General features: G+C 68.2%; 26 protein-coding genes. 3 read left to right on the forward strand and 23 right to left on the reverse strand.

The genetic code is table 11. The annotated features are described in order from the left end of the window. Positions 1–18 precede the first annotated feature (18 nt). The 14 genes from FA743_RS01895 to FA743_RS01960 all read right to left on the reverse strand — a co-directional run bounded on the left by FA743_RS01895 (position 19) and on the right by FA743_RS01960 (position 14,187). Complete coding sequence (locus tag FA743_RS01895) at positions 19–1,377, reverse strand: DNA-packaging protein (protein ID WP_169308737.1); 1,359 nt, start codon at positions 1,375–1,377, stop codon at positions 19–21. Beyond that, complete coding sequence (locus FA743_RS01900; protein WP_136884175.1) at positions 1,313–1,720, reverse strand: permease; 408 nt, start codon at positions 1,718–1,720, stop codon at positions 1,313–1,315. Before FA743_RS01900 ends, FA743_RS01895 begins: the two co-directional genes overlap by 65 nt. Before the next feature lie 233 nt (positions 1,721–1,953). Further along, entirely contained in the window at positions 1,954–2,589 is a 636-nt protein-coding gene (locus tag FA743_RS01905; protein ID WP_136884176.1) for a phosphoribosylanthranilate isomerase, read from the reverse strand. 3 nt (positions 2,590–2,592) lie between these two features. Further along, positions 2,593–2,991, reverse strand: a complete 399-nt coding sequence (locus tag FA743_RS01910; protein WP_136884177.1) for a lipopolysaccharide assembly protein LapA domain-containing protein — start codon at positions 2,989–2,991, stop codon at positions 2,593–2,595. A 51-nt stretch (positions 2,992–3,042) separates the two neighbouring features. Beyond that, positions 3,043–3,327, reverse strand: a complete 285-nt coding sequence (gene ihfB / locus FA743_RS01915) for an integration host factor subunit beta (RefSeq protein ID WP_135312684.1) — start codon at positions 3,325–3,327, stop codon at positions 3,043–3,045. Between the two features lie 235 nt (positions 3,328–3,562). Beyond that, complete coding sequence (gene rpsA / locus FA743_RS01920; protein WP_136884178.1) at positions 3,563–5,242, reverse strand: 30S ribosomal protein S1; 1,680 nt, start codon at positions 5,240–5,242, stop codon at positions 3,563–3,565. 187 nt (positions 5,243–5,429) lie between these two features. Further along, the gene (locus tag FA743_RS01925) at positions 5,430–6,221 is read right to left on the reverse strand and encodes a metallophosphoesterase family protein (RefSeq protein ID WP_136884179.1); all 792 of its coding nucleotides are present in this window, start codon (positions 6,219–6,221) and stop codon (positions 5,430–5,432) included. Positions 6,222–6,225: 4 nt separating this feature from the next. Then, the gene (locus tag FA743_RS01930) at positions 6,226–7,182 is read right to left on the reverse strand and encodes a diacylglycerol/lipid kinase family protein (protein WP_136884180.1); all 957 of its coding nucleotides are present in this window, start codon (positions 7,180–7,182) and stop codon (positions 6,226–6,228) included. A gap of 75 nt (positions 7,183–7,257) precedes the next feature. Beyond that, positions 7,258–7,458, reverse strand: coding sequence for a formate dehydrogenase subunit delta (locus tag FA743_RS01935; RefSeq protein WP_136884181.1), 201 nt, complete (start codon positions 7,456–7,458; stop codon positions 7,258–7,260). Then, positions 7,448–8,266, reverse strand: a complete 819-nt coding sequence (fdhD, locus tag FA743_RS01940; protein ID WP_136884410.1) for a formate dehydrogenase accessory sulfurtransferase FdhD — start codon at positions 8,264–8,266, stop codon at positions 7,448–7,450. Before fdhD ends, FA743_RS01935 begins: the two co-directional genes overlap by 11 nt. An 11-nt stretch (positions 8,267–8,277) precedes the next feature. After that, complete coding sequence (gene fdhF / locus FA743_RS01945) at positions 8,278–11,220, reverse strand: formate dehydrogenase subunit alpha (protein ID WP_136884182.1); 2,943 nt, start codon at positions 11,218–11,220, stop codon at positions 8,278–8,280. Next, complete coding sequence (locus tag FA743_RS01950; RefSeq protein WP_136884183.1) at positions 11,217–12,734, reverse strand: formate dehydrogenase beta subunit; 1,518 nt, start codon at positions 12,732–12,734, stop codon at positions 11,217–11,219. Before FA743_RS01950 ends, fdhF begins: the two co-directional genes overlap by 4 nt. Then, positions 12,731–13,219, reverse strand: coding sequence for a formate dehydrogenase subunit gamma (locus FA743_RS01955; RefSeq protein ID WP_136884184.1), 489 nt, complete (start codon positions 13,217–13,219; stop codon positions 12,731–12,733). The genes FA743_RS01950 and FA743_RS01955 overlap by 4 nt, the downstream gene beginning before the upstream one ends. Positions 13,220–13,305: 86 nt before the next feature. Further along, positions 13,306–14,187: a LysR family transcriptional regulator gene (locus tag FA743_RS01960; RefSeq protein ID WP_136884185.1), complete on the reverse strand. Its 882-nt coding sequence runs from the start codon at positions 14,185–14,187 to the stop codon at positions 13,306–13,308. A gap of 92 nt (positions 14,188–14,279) precedes the next feature. On the opposite strand from FA743_RS01960, the gene FA743_RS01965 reads away from it, so the two are divergent. The 3 genes from FA743_RS01965 (at position 14,280) to FA743_RS01975 (ending at position 16,611) form a co-directional block, all read left to right on the forward strand. Next, positions 14,280–14,963: an alpha/beta fold hydrolase gene (locus tag FA743_RS01965; protein WP_136884186.1), complete on the forward strand. Its 684-nt coding sequence runs from the start codon at positions 14,280–14,282 to the stop codon at positions 14,961–14,963. A gap of 118 nt (positions 14,964–15,081) precedes the next feature. Next, positions 15,082–16,104 (forward strand): AbrB family transcriptional regulator, encoded by a 1,023-nt coding sequence (locus FA743_RS01970; RefSeq protein ID WP_425467153.1) that lies wholly within the window; start codon positions 15,082–15,084, stop codon positions 16,102–16,104. 72 nt (positions 16,105–16,176) lie between these two features. After that, positions 16,177–16,611: a PRC-barrel domain-containing protein gene (locus FA743_RS01975; protein ID WP_136884187.1), complete on the forward strand. Its 435-nt coding sequence runs from the start codon at positions 16,177–16,179 to the stop codon at positions 16,609–16,611. Positions 16,612–16,680: 69 nt separating this feature from the next. Here FA743_RS01975 and doeB read toward each other — a convergent pair whose 3' ends face one another. From doeB to ehuR, 9 genes are all read right to left on the reverse strand, one after another. Further along, entirely contained in the window at positions 16,681–17,667 is a 987-nt protein-coding gene (gene doeB / locus FA743_RS01980; protein ID WP_136884188.1) for a N(2)-acetyl-L-2,4-diaminobutanoate deacetylase DoeB, read from the reverse strand. Next, positions 17,664–18,860 (reverse strand): ectoine hydrolase DoeA, encoded by a 1,197-nt coding sequence (gene doeA, locus FA743_RS01985; protein WP_136884189.1) that lies wholly within the window; start codon positions 18,858–18,860, stop codon positions 17,664–17,666. Before doeA ends, doeB begins: the two co-directional genes overlap by 4 nt. Continuing rightward, positions 18,853–19,824 (reverse strand): cyclodeaminase, encoded by a 972-nt coding sequence (locus tag FA743_RS01990; RefSeq protein WP_136884190.1) that lies wholly within the window; start codon positions 19,822–19,824, stop codon positions 18,853–18,855. Before FA743_RS01990 ends, doeA begins: the two co-directional genes overlap by 8 nt. Further along, on the reverse strand, positions 19,821–20,768 hold the full coding sequence (eutB, locus tag FA743_RS01995) for a hydroxyectoine utilization dehydratase EutB (RefSeq protein ID WP_136884191.1): 948 nt from the start codon (positions 20,766–20,768) through the stop codon (positions 19,821–19,823). Before eutB ends, FA743_RS01990 begins: the two co-directional genes overlap by 4 nt. Further along, a complete protein-coding gene (locus FA743_RS02000) occupies positions 20,762–21,466 on the reverse strand; it encodes a maleate cis-trans isomerase family protein (protein WP_136884192.1) in 705 nt (234 codons plus the stop codon). Before FA743_RS02000 ends, eutB begins: the two co-directional genes overlap by 7 nt. A 4-nt stretch (positions 21,467–21,470) precedes the next feature. After that, a complete protein-coding gene (locus tag FA743_RS02005; RefSeq protein WP_136884193.1) occupies positions 21,471–22,757 on the reverse strand; it encodes a TRAP transporter large permease in 1,287 nt (428 codons plus the stop codon). Next, positions 22,754–23,446 (reverse strand): TRAP transporter small permease, encoded by a 693-nt coding sequence (locus FA743_RS02010; protein ID WP_136884194.1) that lies wholly within the window; start codon positions 23,444–23,446, stop codon positions 22,754–22,756. Before FA743_RS02010 ends, FA743_RS02005 begins: the two co-directional genes overlap by 4 nt. Positions 23,447–23,521: 75 nt before the next feature. Further along, positions 23,522–24,532, reverse strand: a complete 1,011-nt coding sequence (locus FA743_RS02015) for a TRAP transporter substrate-binding protein (RefSeq protein WP_136884195.1) — start codon at positions 24,530–24,532, stop codon at positions 23,522–23,524. Positions 24,533–24,692: 160 nt separating this feature from the next. Further along, positions 24,693–26,090, reverse strand: coding sequence for a MocR-like ectoine utilization transcription factor EhuR (gene ehuR / locus FA743_RS02020; protein WP_136884196.1), 1,398 nt, complete (start codon positions 26,088–26,090; stop codon positions 24,693–24,695). Positions 26,091–26,135 lie beyond the last annotated feature (45 nt).

Here is a 26,135-nt window from a genome sequence, read left to right on the forward strand (position 1 = left end):
AGACTGCCCCCCGGCTGCTCACAGGCGCCGCATCTGCGGTCGCCGCCAGCCCGTCGCGGGCTCGATCATCAGCTCGTGGATCGCCCAGACCAGCGCATCCAGCCGGTCCGGGCTGCCGCGCCCCTCGAAGCCGCGCACAGTCATCTGGCACATCTGGTCCTCCAGCGCGCCCAGGGCGCCGCGCAGATGCTTCACGCGCCCCTGCTCGTAGAGCGCCGCCACCGGCTCGGCCCGCAGGCCCTTGCCGCGCGACGCCCGCAGCGCCTTGAAGGGCACCAGGGCGTCGATCTGGCGCACCACGCTCTCGACCAGATCGCCGCCCTGGTTCACCTCGGCCACCAGCTTCTCGGCCCCGTGCCGGTCCATGCCGGCGATCGCGGCGCGCGCCCAATCCACCGGACCGCCCCGCACGCTGGCATCCTCCAGCACATAGGCCCGCCAGTCTGCAGGCTCACCCTGCGCGACGACGCCCGCAACCACGATCCCGCATTCGTCGCTGGCCCGGCTACCCGTCACCGAAGGATCGACCGCCACCACGATCCGGTCCAGCTTCGGCACCGCGTCGACGCGCGCGGCCTCCAGCATCGCCGTGGTCCACAGCGCACCCTCCACATCGTCCAGCAGCACGCCCTCCAGCTCCTGCCGCCCCATCCGGGTGCCCCCATAGCGGCTCTCGACCTCGGCCAGAAAGCTCTCGGCCAGATAGGCGCGGTTGGCATCGGTGGGCGCATGGGTCACCACCGTGCTGGCATTGCCCAGGATGCGCTTCAGCACGCCCACATTGCGCGGCGTGGTCGTCACCACCTGCTGGGGATGCTCGCCCAAGCGCAACGCGAATTGCAGCATGTCCCAGACATCCTCGGCCTTCTTCCACTTGGCCAGCTCGTCCACCCAGGCCGCATCGAACTGGGGGCCGCGCAACGCCTCGGGCTCATGCGCCGAATAGACCGTGGCGGTCGCGCCATTGGCCCAGACCAGCCGCTTGCGCCCCGCCTCCCAATCCGGGCGCCGGTCGGGGGGCGAACAGGCCAGGATGCCGCTTTCGCCGAACACCATCACCTCGCGCACCTGATCGAAAGTCTCGCCCACCAGCGCCACCCGATGGCACCGCCCCGGCGCGTCGGGGGTCGGCCCCTCGACCATGCGGCGCACCCATTCGGACCCGGCGCGGGTCTTGCCCGCCCCGCGCCCGCCCATGATCACCCAGGACTTCCAGTCCCCCTCGGGCGGCAGCTGATGCGGCAGGGCCCAGAACTCGAACAGCCAGGGCAGGCTGGTCAGCGCGTTCTCGGACAGCCCGCCCAGAAAGTCCTCAACCTCCCGAGGCTCGGCGCAGGCAAGCCAGGCGGCGCCCGATCTCGTCTCGTGCGGCGTCAAGGTCGAGGCTGCCTCCTCCGACCCCGCCCGCGATATCCTTGCGAAGTTTGTCAACCTTGATCCTTTCCGCCATCAGCAGCTGCACGGCCTCGCGGACCGTCTTCGCCGTCTCGATGGCCTTTTTCAGCTTGGAGGGGTCAAGTTCCCCCGATGTCAGCGCCTCGAGCTCGGCCTGATGGCCCCGCAGATCCCTGACGTAATCCCAGAATAGCCAGCGCAGGACGTCGATCTCGTCCTCGCCCTCGGCAATCTCGGGGATGCGGAACGCCGCCTTCGCAGGCTGAGTCCCGGCCACGAAAGGTCCTTCGGTTGTCCCGACCTTGCCCATTTCCATATCGTTCATGCACTCTGCCCCGCCTCGTGTCCTGTCCGCACGAGCCCAGAAACGAAAAAGCGACCAAGGGTTTCCCCCGGCCGCTTGCCCATCTCTTCCAGCATGTCCAAGTTCTACGTCAGAGCGTTCGCAAAGTCAATCCATAAACCCAGAGTTGCAGAACAGCGCAGGAAAACACTGTGAAGACAACGCCTTGATCCATGCAACACTCCCTGCGCGCGCCGCGCAACACGGGGTGCGACTCACCCCCGCGCCGCCCTGCAGAAGGCCCCGATCCGCGCCGAATCCTTGACCCCAGGCGCCGATTCCACGCCCGAGCTGACATCCACCGCCGGTGCGCCCGTCAACCGCACGGCCTCGGCCACATTGTCCGCCGTCAGGCCCCCGGCCAGCATCCAGGGCCGAAGCCAGCGCCGCCCGACCAGCAGCCGCCAGTCGAAGGCCAGCCCGTTGCCTCCCGGCAGATCGGCCCCCTTCGGCGGCTTCGCATCCACCAGCAGCAGATCGGCCGCCACGCCATATTCGGTCAGCAGGACCAGATCCTCGGGCCCCGAGATCCCCACCGCCTTCATCACCGGCAGACCGGTCAGCGCCTTGACCTCGGCCACCCGCGCGGGGCTTTCATGGCCGTGCAGCTGCACGATATCCAGCGCCACCGCATCCAACACCTTGGTCAGCAACGCATCCGAGGGATCCACGAACAACCCCACCTTGGCCACCCCCACCGGCAGATCGGTCGTCAGCGCGGCCGCCTCGGAACCACTCACTGCACGCGGAGACTTCGGAAAGAACACGAAGCCCAGATAACGCGCTCCGGCCGCGACAGCGGCCGTCACATGGGCAGGCTCGCGCAGCCCGCAGATCTTGACCTCGGCCACGCCTCAGCGCGCCACGGGCAGGCTGGAGCGGTTGACACCGGGCCGCGGCTTGTTGGCGGGCTCGTCCAGGATCGCCAGCACCTCGTCGCGCGGCGCGGCATGGCGGTCGCGCAGATGACCGACCTCGCCCTCCAGCCGGGTGACCTCGGCGCTGCGCAGCTTGGCCTCGCGCCGGAAATGCGCCTCGCGCATCCACTCCCAGACTAGCCCTGCCAACATTCCCAGGGCGAAGGCCACGAAGATCACCAGGAACAGCGGCAGCGCGATCGTCCAGGTACCGCCCAGATACTGGCCGAAATTCGCCGGAAAGGCCGACAGGGTCACGATCTCGCGGTTGGCCAAGGCCACGCCGACCAGCACAAGCGCCAGCAGCGCGACAAAGATCAGACGGATGAAGCGCATGAGAATTCCTCGAGTTGCGGATGGCGCAGCGGCCACCCTGTTCTACGCCGCTCAGGCATCGCCGTTCAAGCGGTCGCGCAGCAGCTTGCCGGTCTTGAAGAACGGCACATGCTTTTCATCGACCTCGACCGACTCGCCGGTGCGCGGGTTCCGCCCCGTGCGCGAATCGCGCTTCTTGACCGAGAAGGCGCCGAAGCCGCGCAACTCCACCCGGTCACCGCGCGCCATCGCGTCGATGACCTCCTCGAAGACCGTGTTCACGATCCGCTCGACATCGCGTCGGAACAGGTGGGGATTTTCATCGGAAATCTTCTGGATCAGTTCTGACCGGATCATGCTATCCCCCAAATGGACGGGTCTTCCTGCCACGAGAACGGAAAGCGCCGTGGCGCGCGGACAGCGTGGCACCGTCCTTGTGAACCGGTAACGCCGGACAGAAGTCACTGGTTTCATAGCGTTGCCAGCTTTGAGCGCGGCGTGCAAGCGCGACCCCGCCCCAGCCCGCGCCGCAGGCATGAAAAAGCCCGCCCCGGATGCACCGGGGCGGGCCAAGCCGGACGGGAGGACCCGATCAGCCGTTGCGGTTCAGAGCCGCACCCAGGATGTCACCCAGCGACGCGCCCGAATCCGAGCTGCCATAGGTGTCGATCGCTTCTTTTTCCTCGGCGATCTCGCGGGCCTTGATGGACAGGCCCAGACGGCGGGTCTTGGTGTCCACGTTGGTCACGCGGGCATCGACCTTGTCGCCGACGGTGAAGCGCTCGGGACGCTGGTCGGCACGGTCGCGGGCCAGATCCGAACGGCGGATGAACGACTTCACGCTGTTGAACTCGACCTCGATCCCGCCTTCCTCGATCGCGGTGACCTCGGCGGTCACGATCGAGCCACGCTTCACACCGTCAACGGCTTCGGCCATGTGCTCGTTCTCGAGCGACTTGATCGACAGGCTGATACGCTCTTTCTCGACATCCACGTCCTGCACGACCGCCTTGACGGTGTCGCCCTTGCGGAAGTCCTGGATCGCATCCTCGCCCCGGGCATCCCAAGAGATGTCCGACAGGTGAACCATGCCGTCGATGTCGCCGTCCAGACCCACGAACAGACCGAATTCGGTGATGTTCTTGACCTCGCCCTCGATGACGGTGCCGGTCGGATGCGTCTCGGCGAAGACTTCCCACGGGTTGCGCATGGTCTGCTTCAGACCCAGCGACACGCGGCGCTTGGCCTCGTCGATCTCCAACACCATCACTTCGACTTCCTGCGAGGTCGAGACGATCTTGCCCGGATGCACGTTCTTTTTGGTCCAGCTCATTTCGCTGACATGGACCAGACCCTCGACACCGGCTTCCAGCTCCACGAAGGCGCCATAGTCGGTGATGTTGGTGACGCGACCCTGATGGACCGATTCGATCGGGAACTTGTCCGCGACCGTATCCCACGGATCGGCCTGAAGCTGCTTCATGCCCAGGCTGATGCGGTGGCTGTCCTTGTTGATCTTGATGACCTGAACCTTGACGGTCTCGCCGATCGCCAGGATCTCGGAGGGGTGGTTGACCCGGCGCCAGGCCATGTCGGTGACATGCAGCAGGCCGTCGACGCCGCCCAAATCCACGAACGCACCGTATTCGGTGATGTTCTTCACGACGCCGTCGATCGACTGGCCTTCGGTCAGGTTGGCGATGACTTCGGCGCGCTGCTCGGCGCGGCTCTCTTCCAGGATGGCGCGACGCGACACGACGATATTGCCGCGGCGACGGTCCATTTTCAGGATCTGGAAGGGCTGCTTCAGACCCATCAGCGGGCCGGCATCGCGCACGGGGCGCACGTCGACCTGGCTACCGGGCAGGAACGCGACAGCGCCGCCCAGATCGACCGTGAAGCCGCCCTTGACGCGACCGAAGATGGCGCCTTCGACACGCTCTTCGTCGCCATAGGCGCGCTCCAGACGATCCCAGGCTTCCTCGCGGCGGGCCTTCTCACGGCTGATCGATGCTTCACCACGGGCGTTCTCGACGCGGTCCAGATAGACCTCGACCTCGTCACCGACCTTGATGGTCGATTCTTCGCCCGGATTTGCGAATTCCTTCAGATCGACGCGGCCTTCCATCTTGTAGCCGACGTCGATGATGGCCTGGCCCGCCTCGATGGCGATCACACGGCCTTTGACAACGCTGCCCTCATCGGGGGTGTCAATTTCGAGGCTTTCATTCAGAAGGGCCTCGAACTCCTCCATAGTCGCTTTAGCGCACATGCGTATGCAGTTTCCTTTGTGTCTGTTTTCCGGCCTGACGGTTGGCTCCGCCGGTCTTTATGGTGCCTTTGGGGCAACGCCAAAGGGTCGCGGCATGGTGCCCGACCCGGTGGAAAGCGGCCTGTTCTGGCCATGTCGCCCGTTTGACTGCGGTTCCCTTACCCGCGATCGGGGCAAAATTCAACGGCTAAACGCGCCGCCACACGCCCGAGGCGCGACTATAGCCTGCAATCTGCGGCGCATCAAAGCCCTTGCCGCCCATCGGCGCCATGTGGCGTTCCAAGCGCAGCTCGGTGCCCTCGATCTCCAGCAGCGCGAATTCGTTCTGGATGTCGGTGATGCGGGCGCAGAGCGCGGTGCCCGTCTGGATCTGCAGCACCCGGGGCGCGTGCCCCGTGGCCAGCAGGTCGTCCACCGCCCAGCGGTGCAGATGCCCCGACAGCACGATGTTCACCCCCGCCGCCTCCATCCGGCGCAGAGCCCGGGTCGCCTGCCGCGCCAAGGCCTTGTCCACCCGGGGCAGCTGCTGCAGCGGATGGTGCAGCACGGCGATGTTGGTGCCCAGAGGATCGACATGGGCGATGACGCGGCCGACCTCTCCGGCGCGGATCTTGCCGCGCTGCCAGGAATAGGGATCGGCGCTGTTGATGGCCATCACCCGCACATCGCCCGCGTGAGCGCGTGGCGTCAGCGAGGGGCCGAAGGCCTTGCGATAGGCCCGGAAGGGCCAGAAGGTCCGCGCCAGCAGGTTCCACAGCGGAACATCGTGATTTCCGGGCAGGCAGATCAGCGGCGCCTCGATCCGGTCCAGAAAGGTCCGGGCCCGCGCCAGCTGCGCCGGCAAGCCGCGATGGGTCAGATCGCCGCCCACGGCCACCAGATCGGGCTGCAGCGCGGCGATCCGCTCCAGCAGCGGTGCCTCCAGCGCCTCGCGGTGAAAACCGAAATGCAGGTCGGTCAGATGCAGGATGCGCGTCACGGGGTCAGGCCTCGTCGCGGGCGGTCTTGCTGACGCCGTCGCGCGGCAGCAGGACGCGCAGGCCCTCATGGCGCACCTGCAGGCGGAAGGGACTGTCCAGCGTGGTCTTTTCCCCATCATGGGCGACAAGCTGGCGGCGCTTGGGCGTCTCGATCTGCAGCTCGTCGGTCAGGATCAGGTCGAAATCGTCGTCCTTGGCGCTGCGCCCCACGGCCATCCGCAGGGCCGAGCGCATCAGCGGCAGCGGTCGCTTCGCCTTGGCGATCAGCACCGCGAACTCGCCGCGCCGGATCTCGGCCGCACCTTCCAGCCCGAAGCTGTCCAGCTGATAGGCGCTGCGCGCGACGAAGACCAAGGCGCTGGTATAGCGGCGGGATTCGCCCTCCACCCGGGCCACCAGCTGCATCGGATTGCGCAGCCGCCGCAGCGCCACCAGCACCGACCAATAGGCCGCCAACCGCGACCGGCCCCAACGCTTGTAGATCCCCTCGCGGGTCTTCAGGATCTGCGGATAGGCGCCGAAGCTGAGATTGTTGAGAAAGATGAGACCGTTGACATTGCCCACATCGACGGCTTCGACCCGCGCATCCAGGATCGTGTCCAGCGCGTCCTCGACGATCTCGCCCACCCCCAGATCCCGGGCGAAATAGTTGAAGGTGCCGCCCGGCAACACGCCCATGATGGTCTCGCTGCCCGTCAGCGCATCGGCCACCGCCGATTGCGTGCCGTCGCCGCCCGCCGCGATGACCAGATCGAAATCCTCGCCCGCCACCTGCCGGGCCAGCGCCGGCAAGTCACGGCCTTTACGGCTTTCGCGCAGGATGTAGCTGCCGCAGGCCGGCGCCAGCCGCTCTTCCAGCATCTGCCGCAATTCCTGGTGCTTTTTCTTGCCCGAGCCGCGATTCATGACGACACAGACCCGTGCCTGAGCCAGGTCGAAACCCTCGGTGCTGTCCTGCATTGGTTGCCTGTCCCCGGCCTATTCGGTCTCTCTGAGGATGCAACCCGCAACCCCCGGCAAGGGTTGCATGATCCCTCAGAGGCGGCGGGCGGCCTCCAGCGCCGAGGGCTTCAGCCCCTCCCCGCCGCTGTCGAGGAAGGCCAGCAGCTGGGCCCGCATCCGCGGCTCCCAATAGTCGCGCAGATGATCGGCGACCTTCTCGGCGGGATCGCCGGGCTGGCTGTCGAAGAAAGTGGCGATCTGGTTGGCCATCATGACCATCTTCTCAGGCGACATCGGACACCTCGGCGCGCAGCCGTTCAGGGTGGGAAAACAGATCGAAGCCCTCGCCGCGCGCAAAGGCCGCCAGCGTGATGCCCGATCCCTCGGCCAGGCGCAGCGCATGGGCCGTGGGGGCCGACACGGCGATCAGCACCGCGCCCCCGGCGATGGCGCATTTCTGCACCATCTCGACCGAGACGCGGCTGGTCAGCACGAAGGCCCCCTGCCCGGCATCCAGGCCCTGGCGGACCATCGCGCCGATCAGCTTGTCCAGCGCATTGTGGCGACCCACATCCTCGCGTGCCAAGACGATCCCCCGACCCGGCATCAGAAAGCCCGCCGCATGGACGGCGCGGGTCTGGTCATGGAGCGGCTGCCAGCCGCGCAGATCCTCGGTCGCCCCGGCGATCTGGGCCGCATCCAGCACCGGCCCGGTGCCATGCAGGTCGGGCAGCGCCCGCACCGCCTCGTCCAGGCTGTCGATGCCGCACAGCCCGCAGCCCACCGGCCCGGCCATGAAGCGACGCCGCGCCGACAGCGCCTCGGCGCGATCCTCGCCCAGCCACATCTGCGCCTCGACGCCCTTGGGATGGGTCATCACCTCCAGCCGCTCGATCTGGCCGGCATCGGTCACGATCCCCTCGGTCAACGAGAACCCCACCGCGAAGTCCTCGAGATCCAAGGGCGTGGCCATCATCACGGCCTGGGTCGATCCGCCATAGACCATCGCCACCGGCAGCTCCTCGGGCAGGGCGCGGGTGACGTGGCCGCGACGGCCGGCCCGGACATGGGTGGCGGTCGCGGCATGGACGGGGGCAGGCAGGGTCACGTGGTTCACTCCGCAGCTGACAGGATCCGCCGCGACCGTTCGGCCTGGGCAGTGTAGGTCTCCTGCCAGTCCGAGGGACCGTTCGAGGGGCTGACCTGCACGGCGGTGACCTTGTATTCGGGGCAGTTCGTCGCCCAGTCCGAGAAATCGGTCGTCACCACGTTAGCCTGCGTCGCCGGGTGATGGAAGGTCGTATAGACCACCCCCGGCGCCACCCGTTCGGTCAGCGTGACCATCAGCGTCGTCTCGCCCGCCCGGCTGGCCAGCCGCACCCAGTCCCCGTCGGCGATGCCGCGCGTCTCGGCATCATGGGGATGGATCTCCAGCACGTCCTGATCGTGCCAGACGCTGTTCTCGGTTCGCCGGGTCTGCGCGCCCACGTTGTATTGCGACAGGATGCGCCCGGTGGTCAGCAGCAGCGGGAAGCGCGGCCCGGCACGTTCGTCGGTGGCCACGTATTCGGTGACCATGAAATGACCCTTGCCGGACCGGAACCCGTCCACATGCATGATCGGCGTGCCGGCGGGGGCATTCTCGTCGCAGGGCCATTGCACGCTGCCCAGTTCCTCCAGCCGCTCATAGCTGACGCCGGTGAAGCTGGGCGTGGTCGAGGCGATCTCGTCCATGATCTGGCTGGGATGGGTGTAGTGCCATTTGGCGCCGTCCTGGCCCTGCAGCAGGGCATTGGCCAGCATCTGGGTGATCTCCCAATCCTCATAGCCATTGCGCGGCGCCATCACCTTGCGCACCCGGTTGATGCGGCGCTCGGCATTGGTGAAGGTGCCGTCCTTTTCCAGGAAGCTGCTGCCCGGCAGGAAGACATGCGCATAGTTCGCCGTCTCGTTCAGGAACAGGTCGTGGACGATCACGCAGTCCATCGCCCGCAGGCCGGCGGCCACGTGATGCGTGTCGGGATCCGATTGCAGGATGTCCTCGCCCTGGCAATAGAGGCCCTTGAACGTCCCCTCGACCGCCGCATCCAGCATGTTGGGGATGCGCAGCCCCGGCTCGGGGTCGATCTCGACGCCCCATTCCCGCTCATAGATGGCACGCACATCGGGCAGCTTGACATGGCGGTATCCCGGCAGCTCGTGCGGGAACGAGCCCATGTCGCAGGCGCCCTGCACGTTGTTCTGGCCCCGCAGCGGGTTCACGCCCACGCCGGGCCGCCCGATATTGCCGGTCAGCATCGCCAGGTTCGCGATCGCCATGACCGTGGTCGAGCCCTGGCTATGCTCGGTCACGCCCAGCCCGTAATAAATCGCGCCGTTGCCGCCGGTGGCGAACAGCCGCGCCGCGGCACGCAGATCGGCGGCGGGCACGCCCGTCACGGATTCGATCGCCTCGGGGGCATGGCGGGGATTGCTGATGAAGTCGGCGTAATGCTGGAACTCGTCCCAATCGCAGCACGCGCGGATATAGGCCTCGTCCATCAGCCCCTCGGTGACGATCACATGGGCCAGCGCGCTGACCACGGCCACATTGGTGCCGGGCCGCAGCGGCAGGTGATATTGCGCCTCGACATGGGCCGAGCGCACGATGTCGGTGCGGCGCGGATCGACGACGATCAGCTTGGCCCCGGCGCGCAGGCGCTTCTTCAACCGGCTGGCAAAGACCGGGTGCCCGTCCGTGGGGTTGGCGCCGATGATCAGCACCACGTCCGTGTGTTCGACCGAATCGAAATCCTGCGTGCCGGCCGAGGTTCCGAAGGTCTTGCCCAGACCATAGCCCGTGGGCGAATGGCAGACGCGGGCGCAGGTGTCGGTGTTGTTGTTGCCAAAGACCGCGCGGGTCAGCTTCTGGACCAGATAGGTCTCCTCGTTGGTGCAGCGGCTGGAGGTGATGACCCCGACCGAGCGCTTGCCATGCCGCTCCTGGATGCCGCGCATCCGGGCGGCGGCGAAGGACAGCGCCTCGTCCCACGCCACCTCGCGCCAGGGCTCATCGATGCTGTCGCGGATCATCGGCGACAGGATGCGGTCCTGATGCGCGGCATAGCCATAGGCGAAGCGGCCCTTGACGCAGCTGTGCCCGCGATTGGCCTTGCCGTTCTTCCACGGCACCATGCGCACCAGCCGGTCGCCGTTCATCTCGGCCTTGAAGCTGCAGCCGACGCCGCAATAGGCGCAGGTGGTGATGACCGACCGCGTGGGCGTGCCCAGCTCGGCCACCGATTTCTCCTGCAAGGTCGCGGTCGGGCAGGCCTGCACGCAGGCGCCGCAGCTGACGCAATCGCTGGTGAAGAAGTCATCCGCGCTGGTCCCGGCGCTGACGCGGCTGTCGAAGCCCCGGCCCTCGATGGTCAGAGCGAAGGTGCCCTGCACCTCGTCGCAGGCCCGCACGCAGCGCGAGCAGACGATGCACTTGCTGGGATCATAGGTGAAATAGGGGTTGCTGTCGTCCTTGGGGATGTATTGCGGATTGTCCTGCCCGCCGCGCAGGCGCGCCTCGGCCTGGGACCGCGCGCCGGTGCCCGAGGGGTCGAAATGGTTGTCGCCGGGCGCATAGCGCACGTCGCGCAGGCCCACCTGCCCCGCCGCATCCTGCAACTCGCAATCGCCATTGGCCGCGCAGGTCAGGCAATCCAGCGGGTGGTCGCTGATATACAGCTCCATCACGCCTTTCCGCAGCTTGCGGATCTTGTCGGACTGGGTGCGGACGACCATGCCCTCGGCCACCGGGGTCGTGCAGCTGGCGGGCGTGCCGCGCCGCCCGTCGATCTCGACCACGCAGAGGCGGCAGGACCCGAAGGCCTCCAGGTTGTCGCTGGCGCACAGCTTGGGGATCTCGATCCCGGCCTCGAAGGCCGCGCGCAGGACCGAGGTGCCCTCGGGCACGACGACCTCGATGCCGTCCACGACCAGCGCCACCGGCGCGCCCTGCCGGGCGGGGGTGCCCATGTCGCGCTCGTCGCCGGGCGCATAGACGGGGATGATGAAATCTTTCATTCGGCTGCCTCCTTGTGGGTGGCGAAATCGTCGGGAAATTGCGTCAGCGCGGACATGACCGGATAGGGCGTGAAGCCCCCCAGGGCGCAGAGCGACCCGTCCTTCATCGTCTCGCAGAGATCGGTCAGCAGGGCGGCGGCCCCGGGATCGCCGGCGGCGATGCGGTCGATCGTCTCGACCCCGCGCACCGCGCCGATCCGGCAGGGCGTGCATTTGCCGCAGGATTCGATGGCGCAGAACTCCATCGCAAAGCGCGCCATCGCCAGCATGTCGGCGCTGTCGTCGAAGACCACGAGGCCCGCATGGCCGATCAGCCCGCCCGCCGCGTCGAAATCCTCGTAGCCCATGGCCGTGTCGAACTTCGACACGGGCATATAGGCGCCCAGGGGCCCCCCCACCTGCACCGCCTTGACGGGCCGCCCCGACAGGGTGCCGCCGCCGATATCGTTCACCACTTCGCCCAGGGACATGCCGAAGGCCGTCTCGAACAGCCCGCCACGCCGGACATTCCCGGCGATCTGCAGCGTCACCGTGCCGCGCGACCGGCCCAGCCCGAAATCGGCATAATGCTGCGCGCCCTTCTCGAAGATCACCGGGATGGTCGCCAGACTGATCACGTTGTTGACCACCGTGGGCTTGCCCAGAAACCCCTCCAGCGCGGGCAGCGGCGGTTTCGCCCGCACCGTGCCGCGCTTGCCCTCCAGGCTGTTCAGCAGGCTGGTCTCCTCGCCGCAGACATAGGCGCCCGCGCCCACGCGGACCTGCATGTCGAAGGCCCGGCCAGAGCCCAGCACGTCCGCCCCCAGCATCCCGCGCTGGCGGGCGATCACCACGGCGCGTTCCAGCACGTCGATCGCCACCGGATATTCCGAGCGCATGTAGACATAGCCCCGCGTGGCGCCGACGCCCAGACCCGCGATCGCCATCCCCTCGATCAGGGTGAAGGGGTCGCCCTCCATGATCATGCGGTCGGCGAAGGTGCCGCTGTCGCCCTCGTCGGCATTGCAGACGATGTATTTCTGATCCGCCACCGCCCCGGCCACGGTCTTCCACTTGATGCCGGTCGGAAAGCCCGCGCCGCCGCGCCCGCGCAAGCCGCTGGCAGTGACTTCGTCGACGATGGCGGCGCTGTCCATGCCGATGGCGCGGCGCAGGCCCACCAATCCGCCATGGGCCGCGTAATCGTCCAGATCCAGCGGGTCGATCACCCCGCAGCGCGCGAAGGTCAGGCGGGTCTGGCGGCGCATCCAGTCCAGATCCTCGACCGGACCGAGGCTATTCAACCGACCATCCAGCAGCGCTGGCACGTCGGCGGGCGTGACCGGGCCATAGCCCACGCGCCCCTCGCCCGCATCGACCTCGACCAGCGGCTCCAGCCAGACCATGCCATGCGAGCCGTTGCGGATGATCTGCACGTCGATGCCGCGCGCGGCCGCCTCGCGCGCGATCGCCTCGGCCACCGCATCCGCGCCAAGCGCCTTGGCGGCGCTGTCCAGGGGAACCCAGATCTTCATCCTGCGGCCTCCAGTTCCGAGGCCAGCCGGTCGGCATCGACCCGGCCCAGCACCCGCCCGTCGATCATCGCGGCGGGCCCGCAGGCGCAGAGGCCCAGGCAATAGACCGGTTCCACCGTCACCGCGCCATCGGCGGTCGTGCCGTGCCAGTCCACGCCAAGACGCGCCAGCACCGCATCGGCCATGGCCGTGCCGCCCACCGACTGGCAGGCCTCGGCCCGGCAGATCTTCAGCACATGCCGCCCGGACGGATGGTCGCGGAAGTCGTGATAGAAGCTGATGACCCCATGCACCTCGGCCCGGCCCAGGTTCAGCACATCGGCCAACACCGGAACGGCCGCCTGCGGGACATGGCCCCAGACCGCCTGGATGGCATGCAGCATCGGCAGCAATGGCCCCTCCAGCGCGGTCAGGGGGGCGATGACATCCCGGATCTCCTCGGGCGCGGGAGAGGTGGGCAACAGGGCTGGCGCGGTCGACTGCATGGCTGGCCTTTCAGGTTCGGTCCACCATCACACCGCCATTCATGCGTCAAATCAATATCGCAAATCCGTCAAACGATAGTCATTGCCTATCGAACCATGCGCCGCGCCTCGGTCAGCAAGGCCTCCAGCACCGGGGTATGCGGCTCGCGCCACGGGGCGATCAGGCCCACCGCATGGCCCGGCCCCTCGCCCTCCATCGGCATCAGCGCCAAGGGCTTGCCCTGCGCCAGAAAGCCCGCGATGTCCTGCGGCAGGATGGTCAGCCATCCCCCCGCCAGCACCTGCGAGACCAGAACCACGGTCGAATTCGATTCGACCATCGCCATCGGGGTGACCCCGGCATCCGTCAGGCGGCGGTTGATGATGCGGCGGTTCTGCATGTCGGGGGTCAGAAGGCACAACCGCTGCCCGTCCAGCGCCGACCAAGGCACCGGATGCCGCCCCGCCAGCGGATGATCTCGCGGCGCCACCAGCGCATAGCTTTCGTCATACAGAGGCACGGCGCTGACCTTGCCCAGAGGCTCGTTGTCCAGATAGGAAATGCCCGCATCCACCTGAAGATCCTCGATCATCTGAAGGATCTGGACCGAGCTGCGCGACAGGATGGTGAAGCCGACATTGGGATGCGCCTCGCCGTATCGCGCCGCCAGCCGCGCGGCCCAGGTCAGCGCGGTGGGCACCACCGCGATGCGCAGCCGCCCCGACAGCCCGTGGCGGGTGGCACGCATCTCGTCCTTCAGCTGGCGCGCATCGCCCACGATGCGCCGCGCCCAGACCAGCGCCGACTGCCCCTCGGGCGTCAGCCCGCCATAGCGCGAGCCGCGAAAGATCAGCAGGACGCCCAGGGTTTCCTCCAGCTGCTTGATCCCGGCGGACAGGCTGGGCTGGGTGATCCCCAAGGTCGCGGCGGCGCGGCCGAAATGGCCCTCCTTGGCGACGGCCAGGAACATTTCCAGCTTGTCGATCATCGCGCGGCCCCCCTTGGCCGCGCATCAGGCCGCAGGCGGGGGGCGGGGTCAAGGCGCTTGCGGGGGCGCGGCGGGGGCGGCACTGTCGGGCGATGACGTACATCCTGCTGATCCACGGCGCCTGGCATGACGGCGACTGCTTCGCGGCGCTGGCCCGGGCGCTGGCGGCGCGCGGGCATCGGGCGCTCTGCCCCGACCTGCCGGGGGCGCCCGCCACCGGGCTGGCCGAATGCGTGGCGGCGCTGCCTGGGGCGCCGGTCGTGCTGGGCCATTCGATGGGCGGGATGGTGGCCGAGGCGCTGGCGCAGGCCCGCCCGCCGCGCCTGCTGATCCATCTGTGTTCCTATCTGCCATTGCCGGGCGACAGTCTGGCGGCGCTGGACCGGCTGCTGCCAAGCCCGGCGCGGAGCTGGCCGCGCGACGCCGAAAGCCGCCTGATCCTGCCGCCAAAGGCCGCGCGGGCGATGCTTTATTCCGACCTTCCCGAGGATCTCGCGACCGCCGCGCTGGCCCGCCTGCGCCCGCAGCCCTTGGGGCCGATGCGCGACCCCCTGCCGGGACCGGACCGCGCGTCGGTGCGGCGGCATTATATCCTCTGCGGGCAGGACCGCGCGATCCCGCCCGCCCTGCAGCGCGCGATGATCGCCCGCGCGCCCGTCGAGCATCTGCACGAAACCCCCTGGGGCCATTCGCCTTTCCTGTCCGACCCCGAGGGGCTCGCCGCCCTGCTGGACCGGATTATCCGCGCCGAGGGGCTGCACCCCGCCCATCCCTGACGCAGATGCGCCACAGGCAGCCCCCGCCCCGCGCCAGCACTTGCAGATCGCGCAAATCCTTGCTTGGTGTCCCGCGTGGCGCCCGACCCCCGGCGCGTCCCCGGCCAAGGAACGACCTGTGACCCTGACCCATCTGGCGACCTTCGCCACGGCACTGACCGGCGCGGCGCTGTTCCTTGTCCTCGGCCTGCCGCTGCCTTGGCTGCTGGGACCGATGATCGCCTGCCTGATCGCGGCGCTGGCGGGGCAGCGGCTGGCGGGCACGGGGCAACTGGGCGTCTTCATGCGGACCTTCCTGGGTGTGGCGGTCGGCGCCTCGATCACGCCCGAGGTGCTGGCGGGCCTGCCCGAGATGGCGGCCTCGCTGGCGATGGTGCCGGTGTTCATCGGGGTGATCGCGGCGATCGGCTATCCGCTGTTCCGCCGCGTCTTCGGCTTCGACCACCCCACCGCCTGGTACGCCGCCATGCCGGGCGGGCTGCAGGACATGCTGGTCTTCGGCGAGGAGGCGGGCGGCGACATTCGCGCGCTGTCGCTGATCCATGCGACCCGGGTGCTGATCATCGTCACCGTCGCGCCGCTGATCATGACGCTGTGGTGGGGGCTGGACCTGACCGCGCCGCCCGGTGCGCCCCTGACATCCGTGGCGTGGGACCAGCTGGCGCTGATGGTCGCAGCGGGGCTGATCGGCTGGAAGGGCGCGGAACGGGTGGGCCTCTTCGGCGCGTCGATCCTGGGGCCGATGATCCTGACGGCGGGGCTGTCGCTGGCGGGGATCCTGGAAACCCGCCCCCCGGCCGAGGTCATCCAAGCGTCGCAATTCTTCATCGGCATCGCCATCGGCGCGAAGTACATGGGCATCACCGGGCGCGAGCTGCGCATCGACGTGACGGCGGGGGTCGTCTATTCGCTGATCCTGGCCCTCATCAGCCTGATGTTTCTCGAGGCAATCCATCTGCTGGGCCTAGCCCCGGGGCTGGACGCCTTCCTGGCCTTCCTGCCCGGCGGACAGGCCGAGATGGTGGTCATCGCCATCATCGCGGGCGCCGACCTGGCCTATGTGGTCAGCCACCATATCCTGCGCATCGTCCTGGTGATCCTGCTGGCGCCCTTGGTGGCCCGGCTGGTCAAGAAACCGTGACCCTGCCCGGCAGGAACGCAGTCCGCCCGGCCCGTGTTGCCCTGCCGAAGCAACAGACACTGGAGACAAGCCATGAAAACCTCTGTGATCGCGATCGCCGCCGTGATGTCGCTTGGCACCGCCGCCATGGCGCAGGACACGCCCGCGCCGACCGCCGTTCCCGAACCGAACCTGGACATGACCGTCGCGCCCGGCGCCGCCGAGACGGGCGCCATGGCGGACATGAGCGAGCTGGACGATTCCGTCATGATCACCGGTTGGGACATGTCGGTCGACGATGTCGAGGACATGGACGTCCATGATGCCGACGGCAACCAGATCGGCGAAGTCGAGGAGGTGCTGGGCCGCGACGAGACCGCCGAAGCCATCGTGGTCGATTTCGACGACGATCAGGGCTATGAGGGCGAGGACCGGATCGTGCCGCTGGACATGCTGAGCGTCGCCGATGACGCGCTGGAGCTGTCGGCGGATGCCGATGTCGCCTCGTTCGAGGAACATGACGACTGATCTGCGGATCTGTCGGACAGGACGGCCAGAGGCACCCGCCTCTGGCCGTCTTTCGTTGCGCCCCGTGGTTCAGACCTCGGTCGCGATCACCGCAAGGCAATCGCCCGATTGCACGAGGCCCGGAAAATGCCGCGCCGCCACCAGACCCGCGCGATTGGCCGTGACCGTGATCGGCGCCACGCCGGTGCGGTCGGCGGGCCAGATCTGCGCCAGCGGCTGACCCTCGGAGACGGTGTCGCCCAGATCGGCCAGCGGATGCAGCAGCCCATCGCTTGGCGCGAAGTGAAAGCAGTCGTCGCCGGGCATGTCCAGCATCCGGCTGTCCTCGGCGCCCTCGACCTCGCCCGACAGGATGCCCGCATGGCGCAGAACGTTGCGCGCCCCCCGGATGGCGATGCGCGCGCTGGCGGCTGTGGCGGTGCCGCCGCCGCCCAGTTCGGTGGTGACGAACACCTTGCCCTGCGCCTCGACCTCGGTGTCGAACATGCCGACCGCGTCGATCTCGCGCATCATCATCGACCAGGGCGCGGCGAAGGCCCGCATCGCCGCCACGCAGGCCGTCTGCTGCGCGTCGTCGTCCAGGTAATGCGCCGCCGCATAGGGCAGGAAATCCAGCGTCTTGCCGCCCGAATGATAATCCAGCACCAGATCCGAGATCGGCACCAGCGCATGGCTGATGTAATGCGCGATCTTCTGCGTCACGCTGCCATCGGCTCGGCCCGGAAAGCAGCGGTTCATGTTGATCTGATCGATCGGGCTGACCCGCGTGCCCGCCCGGAAGGCGGGCGCGTTCATCGTCGGCAGGATGATGATGCGGCCCTGCACCTGGCCCGGATCAAGCTCCCATGCCAGTTGCTGCAGCGCGATCGGGCCCTCGTATTCGTCGCCGTGATTGCCGCCGGTCAGCAGCGCCGTGGGCCCTTCCGAGCCCACGATGACGGTCAGCGGGATCAGCACGCTGCCCCAGGCGCTGTCGTTGCGCGAATGGGGCAGGCGCAGGAAGCCGTGATGCTTGCCGGGCCGGTCCAGCGGGATCGTGGGCTGGACGGCGCTCATGCCTTCACCAGCATCCGGCGCGGGATGGAACAGAACAGCTCGGGCTCGGCCTCGGTGATGACCAGCGATTCGGTCGTCTCATAGCCCCAGCCCTCCATCCACAGGCCGGTCATGAAGTGGAAGGTCATGCCCGGCTTCAGCTCGGTCCGGTCGCCCCGGCGCAGCGACATGGTGCGCTCTCCCCAGTCCGGCGGATAGGACAGGCCGATCGGATAGCCGGTGCGGTTGTCCTTGACGATGCCGTAGCGGTCGAGGACGGTGAAGAAGGCATTGGCGATATCCTCGCAGGTATTGCCCGCGCGGGCGGCGCCCAGACCCGCCTCCATCCCTTCCAGCACGGCCTTCTCGGCCTCCAGCATCTCCTTCGGCGGCGTGCCCAGGAAGATCGTGCGCGACAGCGGCACATGGTATCGCTGATAGCATCCGGCGATCTCGAAGAAGGTGCCCTCGTCCACCTTCATCGGCTGGTCGTCCCAGGTCAGGTGCGGGGCGGCGGCATCCGGCCCCGAGGGCAGCAGCGGCACGATGGCGGGATAGTCGCCGCCATGGCCCGACCATTCGTCATAGCGCAGGCCCGCATCATAGATCTCGGCCACCAGATCGCATTTGCGCTTGCCCACCTCGATCTTGTCGGCGATGCGGCGATGCATGCGTTCGACGATCCGCGCCGCCTTGCGCATGTATTGCAGCTCCTTGGGCGTCTTGACCGCACGCTGCCAGCTGACCAGGCCGGTGGCGTCCAGGATCTGCGCCTCGGGCAACCCGTGGACCAGACGCTCATGTGCCTTGGCCGAGTAGTAGTAGTTGTCCATCTCGACGCCGATGAAGCCGGTATGCCAGCCCTTGTCGGCCAGCGTGGCCCACAGATAGTCCATCGGGTGCCGTTCGGTCGATTGCACGTAATGGTCCGGATAGCCGATGATGTGATCGTCGCTCATCCAGACGGTGCGCAGCGCGCCCTGCGCATCCTGCCCGCGCCCGAACCAGATGGGCGCCCCGGTCGGCCCGACGATCACGCATTGATGGACATAGAAGGACCAGCCGTCATAGCCGGTCAGCCAGGCCATGTTGGACGGATCGCTGACGATCAGCAGATCCAGGCCCAGCTTCTCCATGCTGGCGCGGGTCTTCTTCAGGCGCTCCTCGTATTCGGCGGTCGAGAAGCGTTCGGGCGTCCTTTGCAGTTCAGGCATTCGGGTCGTCTTTCGAAAATGCGTCCAGCGCATGGGTGGCAATGGCGGTGTCCTGCACGCCGGTGCCGGTCAGATCGCAGATGGTGATCTGGTCGGGGGTCCGGCGTCCGGGATGGGTGCGGGCGATGATCTGGCCCAGTTCGGGATGCTCGCCATCAGGCATCGTGCCTGCGGCGATGGCTGTGCGCAGCTCGCCCATCAGGCGGGTCTGGCTGGTGCGGTCCGCGACATAGAGGTCGGCGCGGGCCAGGCAGTCGGGATGCAGCTCGCCCTTGCCGGGCTGATCGCTGCCCATGGCGGTGATGTGCTGTCCCGGGCGCAGCCAGTCGGCCTGCAGGATCGGCTGCGTCGCGGGGGTGGTGGTGACGATGATATGGGCCTCTGCCGCCGCCTCGGCGGGATCAGCGGTCGCGGTGACGCTGAAACCGGGGGCGTCCATTTCGCGGGCCAGCACCTGCGCCTTGGCCGGATCGCGCGCCCAGATCACCGCATGGGTCAGGGGCCGCACCAGCCGCAGGGCCTGCAATTGCAGCCGCGCCTGCATGCCCGCGCCGAAGATCGCCGCGCGGGTGGCGTCCGGTCGCGCCAGATGCCGCGCGGCCACGCCGCCCGCCGCCGCCGTGCGGATGTCGGTCAGATAGCCATTGTCCAGCAGCACCGCCCGGACCCGCCCCGTCAGCGCATCCAGCACCACCATCAACCCCGAGGTTGAGGGCAGCCCGCGCCCCGGATTGTCGAAGAAACCGGGTGAGATCTTGACCGCAAACCCTTGAAGTCCCGGCACATAGGCGGTCTTGACGTCCACCTCTCCATTCACCTGCGGCAGGTGCATGGACATGACCGGCGGCATGACCACGCCGCCCCCCGCCAGCCCGGCGAAGGCGGCCTCCACCACGTCGATGGCGGCCAGGTCCAAGGGCACGCGGGCGCGCAGGTCGGGTTCGGACAAAATCAGCGGGGTCATGCGGCCTCCAGCAGCCGGGCATGCTGTGCGGGGTCGATATTGGCGCCCGACAGGATCAGGACCAGCGGGAACGGCCCCTGAAGGCGCCCCGCCAGAACGGCGGCGGCGCCCACGGCGGCGGCGCCCTCGACCACATGGCCCTCGGATGCCAGATGCCGGATGCCGGCGGCGATCTGATCCTCGGTCAGCAGGATCAGGTCGTCCATCAGGTCGCGCACCATCGGGAAGGTCAGCCGATTGCCCAGCCCGATCCCGCCGCCCAGACTGTCGGCCAGCGTCGCCAATTCGGTGACCTCGACAGGATGCCCGGCGGCCAAACTTGCCGCCATGGCGGCGCCGCGCTCCATGCTGATCCCGATGATGCGGATATCGGGACGCAGCGCCTTGGCGGCCGCCGCGACCCCCGCCAGCAGACCGCCGCCCGAGAGAGGCACGCCGATGCTGGGGGCCTGCGGGATCTGGTCCAGGATCTCCAGCGCCAGCGTGCCTTGCCCGGCGATCACGTCCGCATGGTCGAAGGGCGGGATCAGCGCGAAGCCCTCGTCGCGGGCCAGACGGTGCGCCTCGACGAAGGCATCGTCCTGGCTGTCGCCGATGATCCGCGCCTCGGCGCCAAGCGCGCGGATCGCCTCCAGCTTGTTGGCGGGCACCAGGCGCGACATGCAGATCACCGCGCGCAGCCCCCGGGCGCGGGCCGCATGGGCCAGCGCGCGGCCGTGATTGCCGGTCGAGGCGGTGGTGACCCCCGCCACATCCCCCAGCCCCGCCACGGCATTGGTCGCACCGCGCAGCTTGAAGGCGCCGGTGGTCTGGCGGTGTTCCAGCTTCAGCCAGACCTCGCCCCCCGCCCGCGCCGACAGGGCGTCCGACAGGGCCACGGGGGTGCGCAGCACATCGCGTCCGATGCGGTCCCGGGCGGCCAGAACCTGATCCAGCCCTACCATGTGCGCGCCCGGAACAGCGCGCCGGGGCCGGTCGCAGGGATTGCCGCCTGATCCAGCATCGCCCAGAACAGCGCCTGGTTCGAGGTCAGGACCGGCTTGCCAAGCCTCGCCTCCAGCTCGTCGATCAGATCCAGCGCGGGCAGCGCAGTGCAGGACATGAACAGCGCCTGCGCATCGGGATGGTCGCTGTCCTCGGCCATCTCGAGGATCTCGGCGTCGCGCAGCATCGCCATGTCGCGGTCGTCGGCATGGCCCATCGAGCTGCGCCGCAGCACCTGCACGCCGTGCTTCTGGAAATGATCGCCCACCAGATCTGTCGTCGCCGCCAGATAGGGCGTCATCAGCGCCACCCGGTCCAGCCCAAGCGCCGAAAAGCCCCGCAGCGCCGCGCCCGCAGGCGTGGTGACGGGCGCGCGCCCGCCCGCCAGCGCCTCGATCTCGTCACCCAGCACTGCCGAGGCCGAGGTGCAGCCGAAGCCGATCCCCGCCAGCGGGACGCCCGGCACCAGCAGGTCCACCGCCGCGCGCAGGCGCGGGCCGGTCCGGCGCAGGTTCTCCTCGGTCGTGGGATTGTCGAAGGCGATGCGGGTCACGTGCAGCTGCGTGTCGCGCGGCATCAGCCGGGCTCCATCGCCCTCGATGGTCATGTCGGTGGCCAGGATCACCAGGCCGAAGCGGGTCAGGCTGTCGCGGCGCATGGATCTATTCCGCCATCGCCAGATCGCGCAGGAACAGCGCGATCTGCGGGAAGAAGATCAGCAGCGCCGAGACCGACAGCAGGATGATGATGAAGGGCGGGGTGCCGCGGATCACCTCCCAATAGGGCCTCCGGAACACGGCGATGGCCGTGAAGATGTCGCAGCCGAAGGGGGGCGTGGCACTGCCGATGGCCACCTGCAGCGTCACGATGGTGCCGACCAGCACCGGGTCCAGGCCCGTCGCCTGCACCACGGGCGCGAAGATCGGCACCAGGATCAGGATCACCACGATCGGGTCGACGAACATGCAGCCGATGAAGAAGGCGACCGAGATGGTGAAGAGGACACCGTAGGGCCCCATCTCGTCGATGCCGATGCCGCCCAGGATGGCCTGCGGGATCTGCGCGAAGCTGATGACATAGCTGAAGGCCGCGCCCGCCCCGACCAGGATGAACACGACCGCCGTGATCAGCCCCGTCGATTTCGCCGTCGCATACAGCTGGCGCGGGGTGACCTCGCGAAAGACGATCATCTCCAGCACGATGGCGTAGAGGACGCAGGCGGCGGCGGCCTCGGTTGGCGAGAAGATGCCGCCATAGATGCCGCCGATGATGATCGCCGGAAAGCCCAGGGGCCAGATCGCGCGGCGCATCGCGCGCAGGCGTTCGAACCAGGTGGCGGCGGGCTCGGTCGGCACGTTGTGGCGCACGGCATAGATGTAGGAATAGATAGAGAACAGCAGCAGGATCAGCAGCCCCGGCCCGATCCCCGCCAGGAACAGTTCGGAAATCGAGGTGCCAGACACCACGCCATAGATGATCATCCCGATGGACGGCGGGATCAGGAAGGCGATGTCCGAGGCATTGATGATCAGCGCCAGGGAAAAGCGGTCGCTGTAGCCCGCCTTCAGCAGGCGCGGGCGCAGCGGGCCGCCCACCGCCACCACGGTCGCCTGCGTCGAACCCGACACCGCGCCGAACATCGTGCAGGCCCCGGCGGTCGAGATCGCGAGCCCGCCCTTGATATGGCCCAGAAAGGCCATGACCAGATCGATCAGCCGCTCGGCCGACTGGCCGCGGGTCATGATCTCGGCCGCGAAGATGAACATCGGCACGGCGATCAGGCTGGCGGGCTGGATGCCCGCGACGACCTGCTGGACCAGCGTCTCCAGCTGTCCTAGCCCCCCGAAGAGGCCCACGAAGCCGACCATCGAGCCGATGATCAGCGGAACCATCATCGGAAATCCCAGCAGCAGCAGCACGATCATCGTGCCCAGAATGGCGGCGGTCATGGGGCGCTGTCCTTGTGCGGCAGGTCATAACCGTCGCGCGTGGCGGTCGACAGCCAGATTTCGGGATCGGTCAGGTTCTTCAGCGCGGTCAGCGCATATTGCAGTCCGGTCAGGAACAGGCCCGCCGGCACCCAGACCAGGATCCACCATTGCGGGATGCTGAGCGCGGGCAGCACCCGGCCCCGCCCGGCAGTGGTCATCACATAGGACAGCGCGTACCAGGACAGGGCCAGCAGCAGCACCGCCGTCACGGTCGAGATGATGACCATCATCGCCTTGCGCGCCCGGAAGGGCAGCGCGTCGGTGATGGCCGACATGCGGATATGCCGCCCGTGCCGCGCCGCGTAGGAGATGCCCGCGAAGGTGATCAGCACGATCAGCCCCTGGTTCACCTCTTCCGCGAAGTACAGCGAGCGCCCGAAGACGAAGCGCCCGACGACGTTGGCCACGGTCATCCCGGCCATGGCGAGGACGCCGAAGGCCAGGCAGAACGCCTCCAGCCGCGCGATGCCCTTGTCCAGCAGGCCAAGCGGCCCCGGCAGACCAGAATCGTACAGCGAATCGTCGATGTCGTCCTGCGCCTGCGTCGCCTCGGCGGCGGCCAGGACCTCAGCATCGACGGTCGCGGTTCGGTGTTCGGGGGAAGCATCGTCGGGGCCAGGCCCGCCGGGATCGACATCGCGCGTCATGGCCACCTGTGCCTCGGAAAGGTTGGTCGGAGGACCCGGCCGCAGTCCTGCGGCCGGGTCCCGATGGGGGTGGCCTCAGCCGGCGGCTGCGGCCTCGAGGTCGGCCTTCATCTGGTCCAGCACCTCCTGGGCGCGCGGACCGCCGATCTCGAGGAAGGTCGCCTCGACATCGGCTGCCGTCTCGCGGAAGGGAGCGCGCTGTTCCTCGGTCAGCGTGGTGACGGTCATGTCGGGCTTGGCCTCCATGATCGCCTCCAGCGCGGTCTCGGTCAGGCCCTGCTGATAGTCGATGATGTGGTCGAAGGCGGCATCGGCCGCGGCCTGGATCACCTGCTGGTCGGCCTCGTCGAGGCCTGCGAAGAACTCCTGATTGGCCATCAGCGCGGTGGTGAAGTTGTTGTGGCCAAGCCGGGTGATGTGGTCGGTGACCTCGTACATCCGCGTCGATTCGATGAAGAAGGCCGGGTTCTCCTGACCGTCGATGATGCCGGTCTGCAGACCGCCATAGGTCTCGCCCCAAGGCAGCGGCGTCGGCGTGGCGCCGAAGGCGCGATAGCTTTCGACCAGCAGCGGGTTGGTCATCACGCGGACCTTGACGTTGTCCAGATCGGCGGGGCTTTCCACCGGGGTCTTCGTGGTCAGCATGACCTCGCCCTCGGGATACATCTTCAGCAGCTCCAGCCCCTGTTCAGCATAAAGCTCGGGGAAGATGCTGGTGATGGTTTCCGAGTTGCGGAAGAAGCTAACCAACTGGTCCTGATCCTCGGGCAGCAGGTAGGGCACGAAGAAGACCTGCGCCTCGGGGATCAGCGCGCCGGTGAAGCCGGGCGACTGGTTCACGAACTGCAGGATGCCCGACTGCGCCTGTTCCATGATGTTGTCGGATTCGCCGAGCGTCCCGAAGGGGAACAGCTGGACCTCGTGGTCGGAATTGGCCTCGACCTCTTCCTTGAACTTCTGGGCATAGACGCCCTGGACCTCGTCCAGAGCCTCTTCGAAGGCATAGCGCCAGGTGTCGGCGAAGGCGGTGCCGGAGCCCAGGATCAGGGCGGTGACGCTGGCGGTGGTGAGTGTCTTGAAGGTCATGATCTCTCCTGTCGACGGGCACGCGTGATGCAACGGCATCCGGCGCCTCGGGTTGCAAGATTCGGGCAGATTTACCCGTCCAAGCTTGGCCCGAGAGTTCGGACGAAGCGGATTCCAAGTCAATTTCTATATTAAATCATGACAATTCTGGGGCCGAGAGTCAAACCGACGGCTTCACAAGCCCATTCTGGGCAGGCTCGCCGGGGGGCAGGACTGCCGAAACGATGCGCAGGGCCTGCTCCAGATCGCGCATCGGCGCCCCCCCGATCGAGACCCGCAGCGCCGGCCCCTGCGGCCGCATCGCAAAGCCCGCGCCGGGGGCCAGCGCGACCTGCCGGTCCAGCGCCTTGGCCAGGGTCCGCGCCTCGTCGCAGCCGGGCGGCAGCGGCAGCCAGCGGTGCAGCCCATGCAGGAAACCCTGCGATCCGGGCAGGATGCGGGCGGCCAGCCGGTTGCGCGCCGCCAGCTCGCTCCGCTGCGCGGCCAGCAGCGTCTCGGCGGTGCCGCCGGTGATCCAGTCCTGCGCAATCTCGGCCATCAGCGGCGTCGCCATCCAGGCCATCGACAGATGCCGGTTCAGCGCGACCTCTGCCAAATTTTCGGGCATGGCAAGAAAACCGAGCCGCAGCCCCGGCGACAGGCATTTCGAGAGGCCGGTGAAGTAGAAGCTGCGCTCGGGGGCAAAGCTGGACAGGGCGGGGGGTCGGCGCGGCGGCATGGGGCCGGTCGGGTCGCTTTCCAGAATCACCAGCCCGGCCCCTGCGGCGGCCTGGGCCAGCGCCTCGCGCCGGTCGCGGTCCATGATCCGGGCCGAGGGGCCGCCGCCCGAGGGCAGCAGGAACACCGCCTTCATCCGTCCGCCCGCCGCCCGCGCCGCCGCGATCAGCGCATCGGGATCCATGCCGCGATCGTCGCCCGCGATCCCCTTCAGCCGCAGATGCAGGTGCAGCGCGGCGGGGCGCAGGGTGTGGCAGGTGGTCTCTTCGGTGGCGATGATGTCGCCGGGCTGGGCGGCGCAGGACAGGGCCACGAACATCGCGGGCGTGGTGCCGTTGGTGATCAGGATGCGCTGCGCCGGCACCACCATCCCGCAGCGCGCCAGCCAGGCCGCCGCCATCCCGCCATAGAGCGCCATGGTCTGCCGGGGCCGGAAGGACATCATCGCGGAGGCCGGCAACCGGTCCGACAGGCGCACCAGCGTCTCCGACCAGGCTTGGGCGATCTGCGGCAGGGCCACCGGAGTCATCATCGACAGGTCGATGGGGGGCCGGTCGGTGGGCGCGCGGAACCACGGCACCTCGATCGTCTCGCGCGGGCCGCGCTTGACGAAGCTGCCCCGCCCCACCTCGCCCGAGATCAGGTCGGCGCGGATCAGCTCCTCATAGGCGCGGCTGACGGTCTGCACGCTGACGCCCAACTGCCAGGCCAGATCGCGATGCGGCGGCAGGCGGGCCCCGGGCGCAAGGCTGCCCGCGTCGATGGCGGCGGCCACCCCCTGGGCGAGGCTGCGATAGGCGGGGCGGGTGATATCCGTTCGACGGAGGGGCCAATGCGACATGGCCCGCAGGATCGCGTGGCCGGGCCCGATTGACAAGCCGCGCCG

It is taken from the genome of Paracoccus gahaiensis, from assembly GCF_005048225.1.
GTDB lineage: Bacteria > Pseudomonadota > Alphaproteobacteria > Rhodobacterales > Rhodobacteraceae > Paracoccus > Paracoccus gahaiensis.

Excerpts from the sequence above, each read along its gene's own strand:
- ihfB (WP_135312684.1), bottom strand. The coding sequence starts at position 3,327 with ATGATCCGGTCAGAACTGATCCAGAAGATTTCCGATGAAAATCCCCAC.
- FA743_RS01900 (WP_136884175.1), bottom strand. The coding sequence starts at position 1,720 with ATGAACGATATGGAAATGGGCAAGGTCGGGACAACCGAAGGACCTTTC.
- FA743_RS01960 (WP_136884185.1), bottom strand. The coding sequence starts at position 14,187 with ATGATCGACAAGCTGGAAATGTTCCTGGCCGTCGCCAAGGAGGGCCAT.
- FA743_RS01950 (WP_136884183.1), bottom strand. The coding sequence starts at position 12,734 with ATGAAGATCTGGGTTCCCCTGGACAGCGCCGCCAAGGCGCTTGGCGCG.
- FA743_RS02015 (WP_136884195.1), bottom strand. The coding sequence starts at position 24,532 with ATGACCTTCAAGACACTCACCACCGCCAGCGTCACCGCCCTGATCCTG.
- ehuR (WP_136884196.1), bottom strand. The coding sequence starts at position 26,090 with ATGTCGCATTGGCCCCTCCGTCGAACGGATATCACCCGCCCCGCCTAT.
- FA743_RS01935 (WP_136884181.1), bottom strand. The coding sequence starts at position 7,458 with ATGTCGCCTGAGAAGATGGTCATGATGGCCAACCAGATCGCCACTTTC.
- doeB (WP_136884188.1), bottom strand. The coding sequence starts at position 17,667 with ATGAGCGCCGTCCAGCCCACGATCCCGCTGGACCGGCCCGGCAAGCAT.
- FA743_RS01955 (WP_136884184.1), bottom strand. The coding sequence starts at position 13,219 with ATGCAGTCGACCGCGCCAGCCCTGTTGCCCACCTCTCCCGCGCCCGAG.
- doeA (WP_136884189.1), bottom strand. The coding sequence starts at position 18,860 with ATGCCTGAACTGCAAAGGACGCCCGAACGCTTCTCGACCGCCGAATAC.
- eutB (WP_136884191.1), bottom strand. The coding sequence starts at position 20,768 with ATGGTAGGGCTGGATCAGGTTCTGGCCGCCCGGGACCGCATCGGACGC.
- rpsA (WP_136884178.1), bottom strand. The coding sequence starts at position 5,242 with ATGTGCGCTAAAGCGACTATGGAGGAGTTCGAGGCCCTTCTGAATGAA.
- FA743_RS02005 (WP_136884193.1), bottom strand. The coding sequence starts at position 22,757 with ATGACCGCCGCCATTCTGGGCACGATGATCGTGCTGCTGCTGCTGGGA.
- FA743_RS01910 (WP_136884177.1), bottom strand. The coding sequence starts at position 2,991 with ATGCGCTTCATCCGTCTGATCTTTGTCGCGCTGCTGGCGCTTGTGCTG.
- fdhF (WP_136884182.1), bottom strand. The coding sequence starts at position 11,220 with ATGAAAGATTTCATCATCCCCGTCTATGCGCCCGGCGACGAGCGCGAC.
- FA743_RS02010 (WP_136884194.1), bottom strand. The coding sequence starts at position 23,446 with ATGACGCGCGATGTCGATCCCGGCGGGCCTGGCCCCGACGATGCTTCC.
- FA743_RS02000 (WP_136884192.1), bottom strand. The coding sequence starts at position 21,466 with ATGCGCCGCGACAGCCTGACCCGCTTCGGCCTGGTGATCCTGGCCACC.
- FA743_RS01965 (WP_136884186.1), top strand. The coding sequence starts at position 14,280 with ATGACGTACATCCTGCTGATCCACGGCGCCTGGCATGACGGCGACTGC.
- FA743_RS01930 (WP_136884180.1), bottom strand. The coding sequence starts at position 7,182 with ATGCAGGACAGCACCGAGGGTTTCGACCTGGCTCAGGCACGGGTCTGT.
- FA743_RS01975 (WP_136884187.1), top strand. The coding sequence starts at position 16,177 with ATGAAAACCTCTGTGATCGCGATCGCCGCCGTGATGTCGCTTGGCACC.
- FA743_RS01990 (WP_136884190.1), bottom strand. The coding sequence starts at position 19,824 with ATGACCCCGCTGATTTTGTCCGAACCCGACCTGCGCGCCCGCGTGCCC.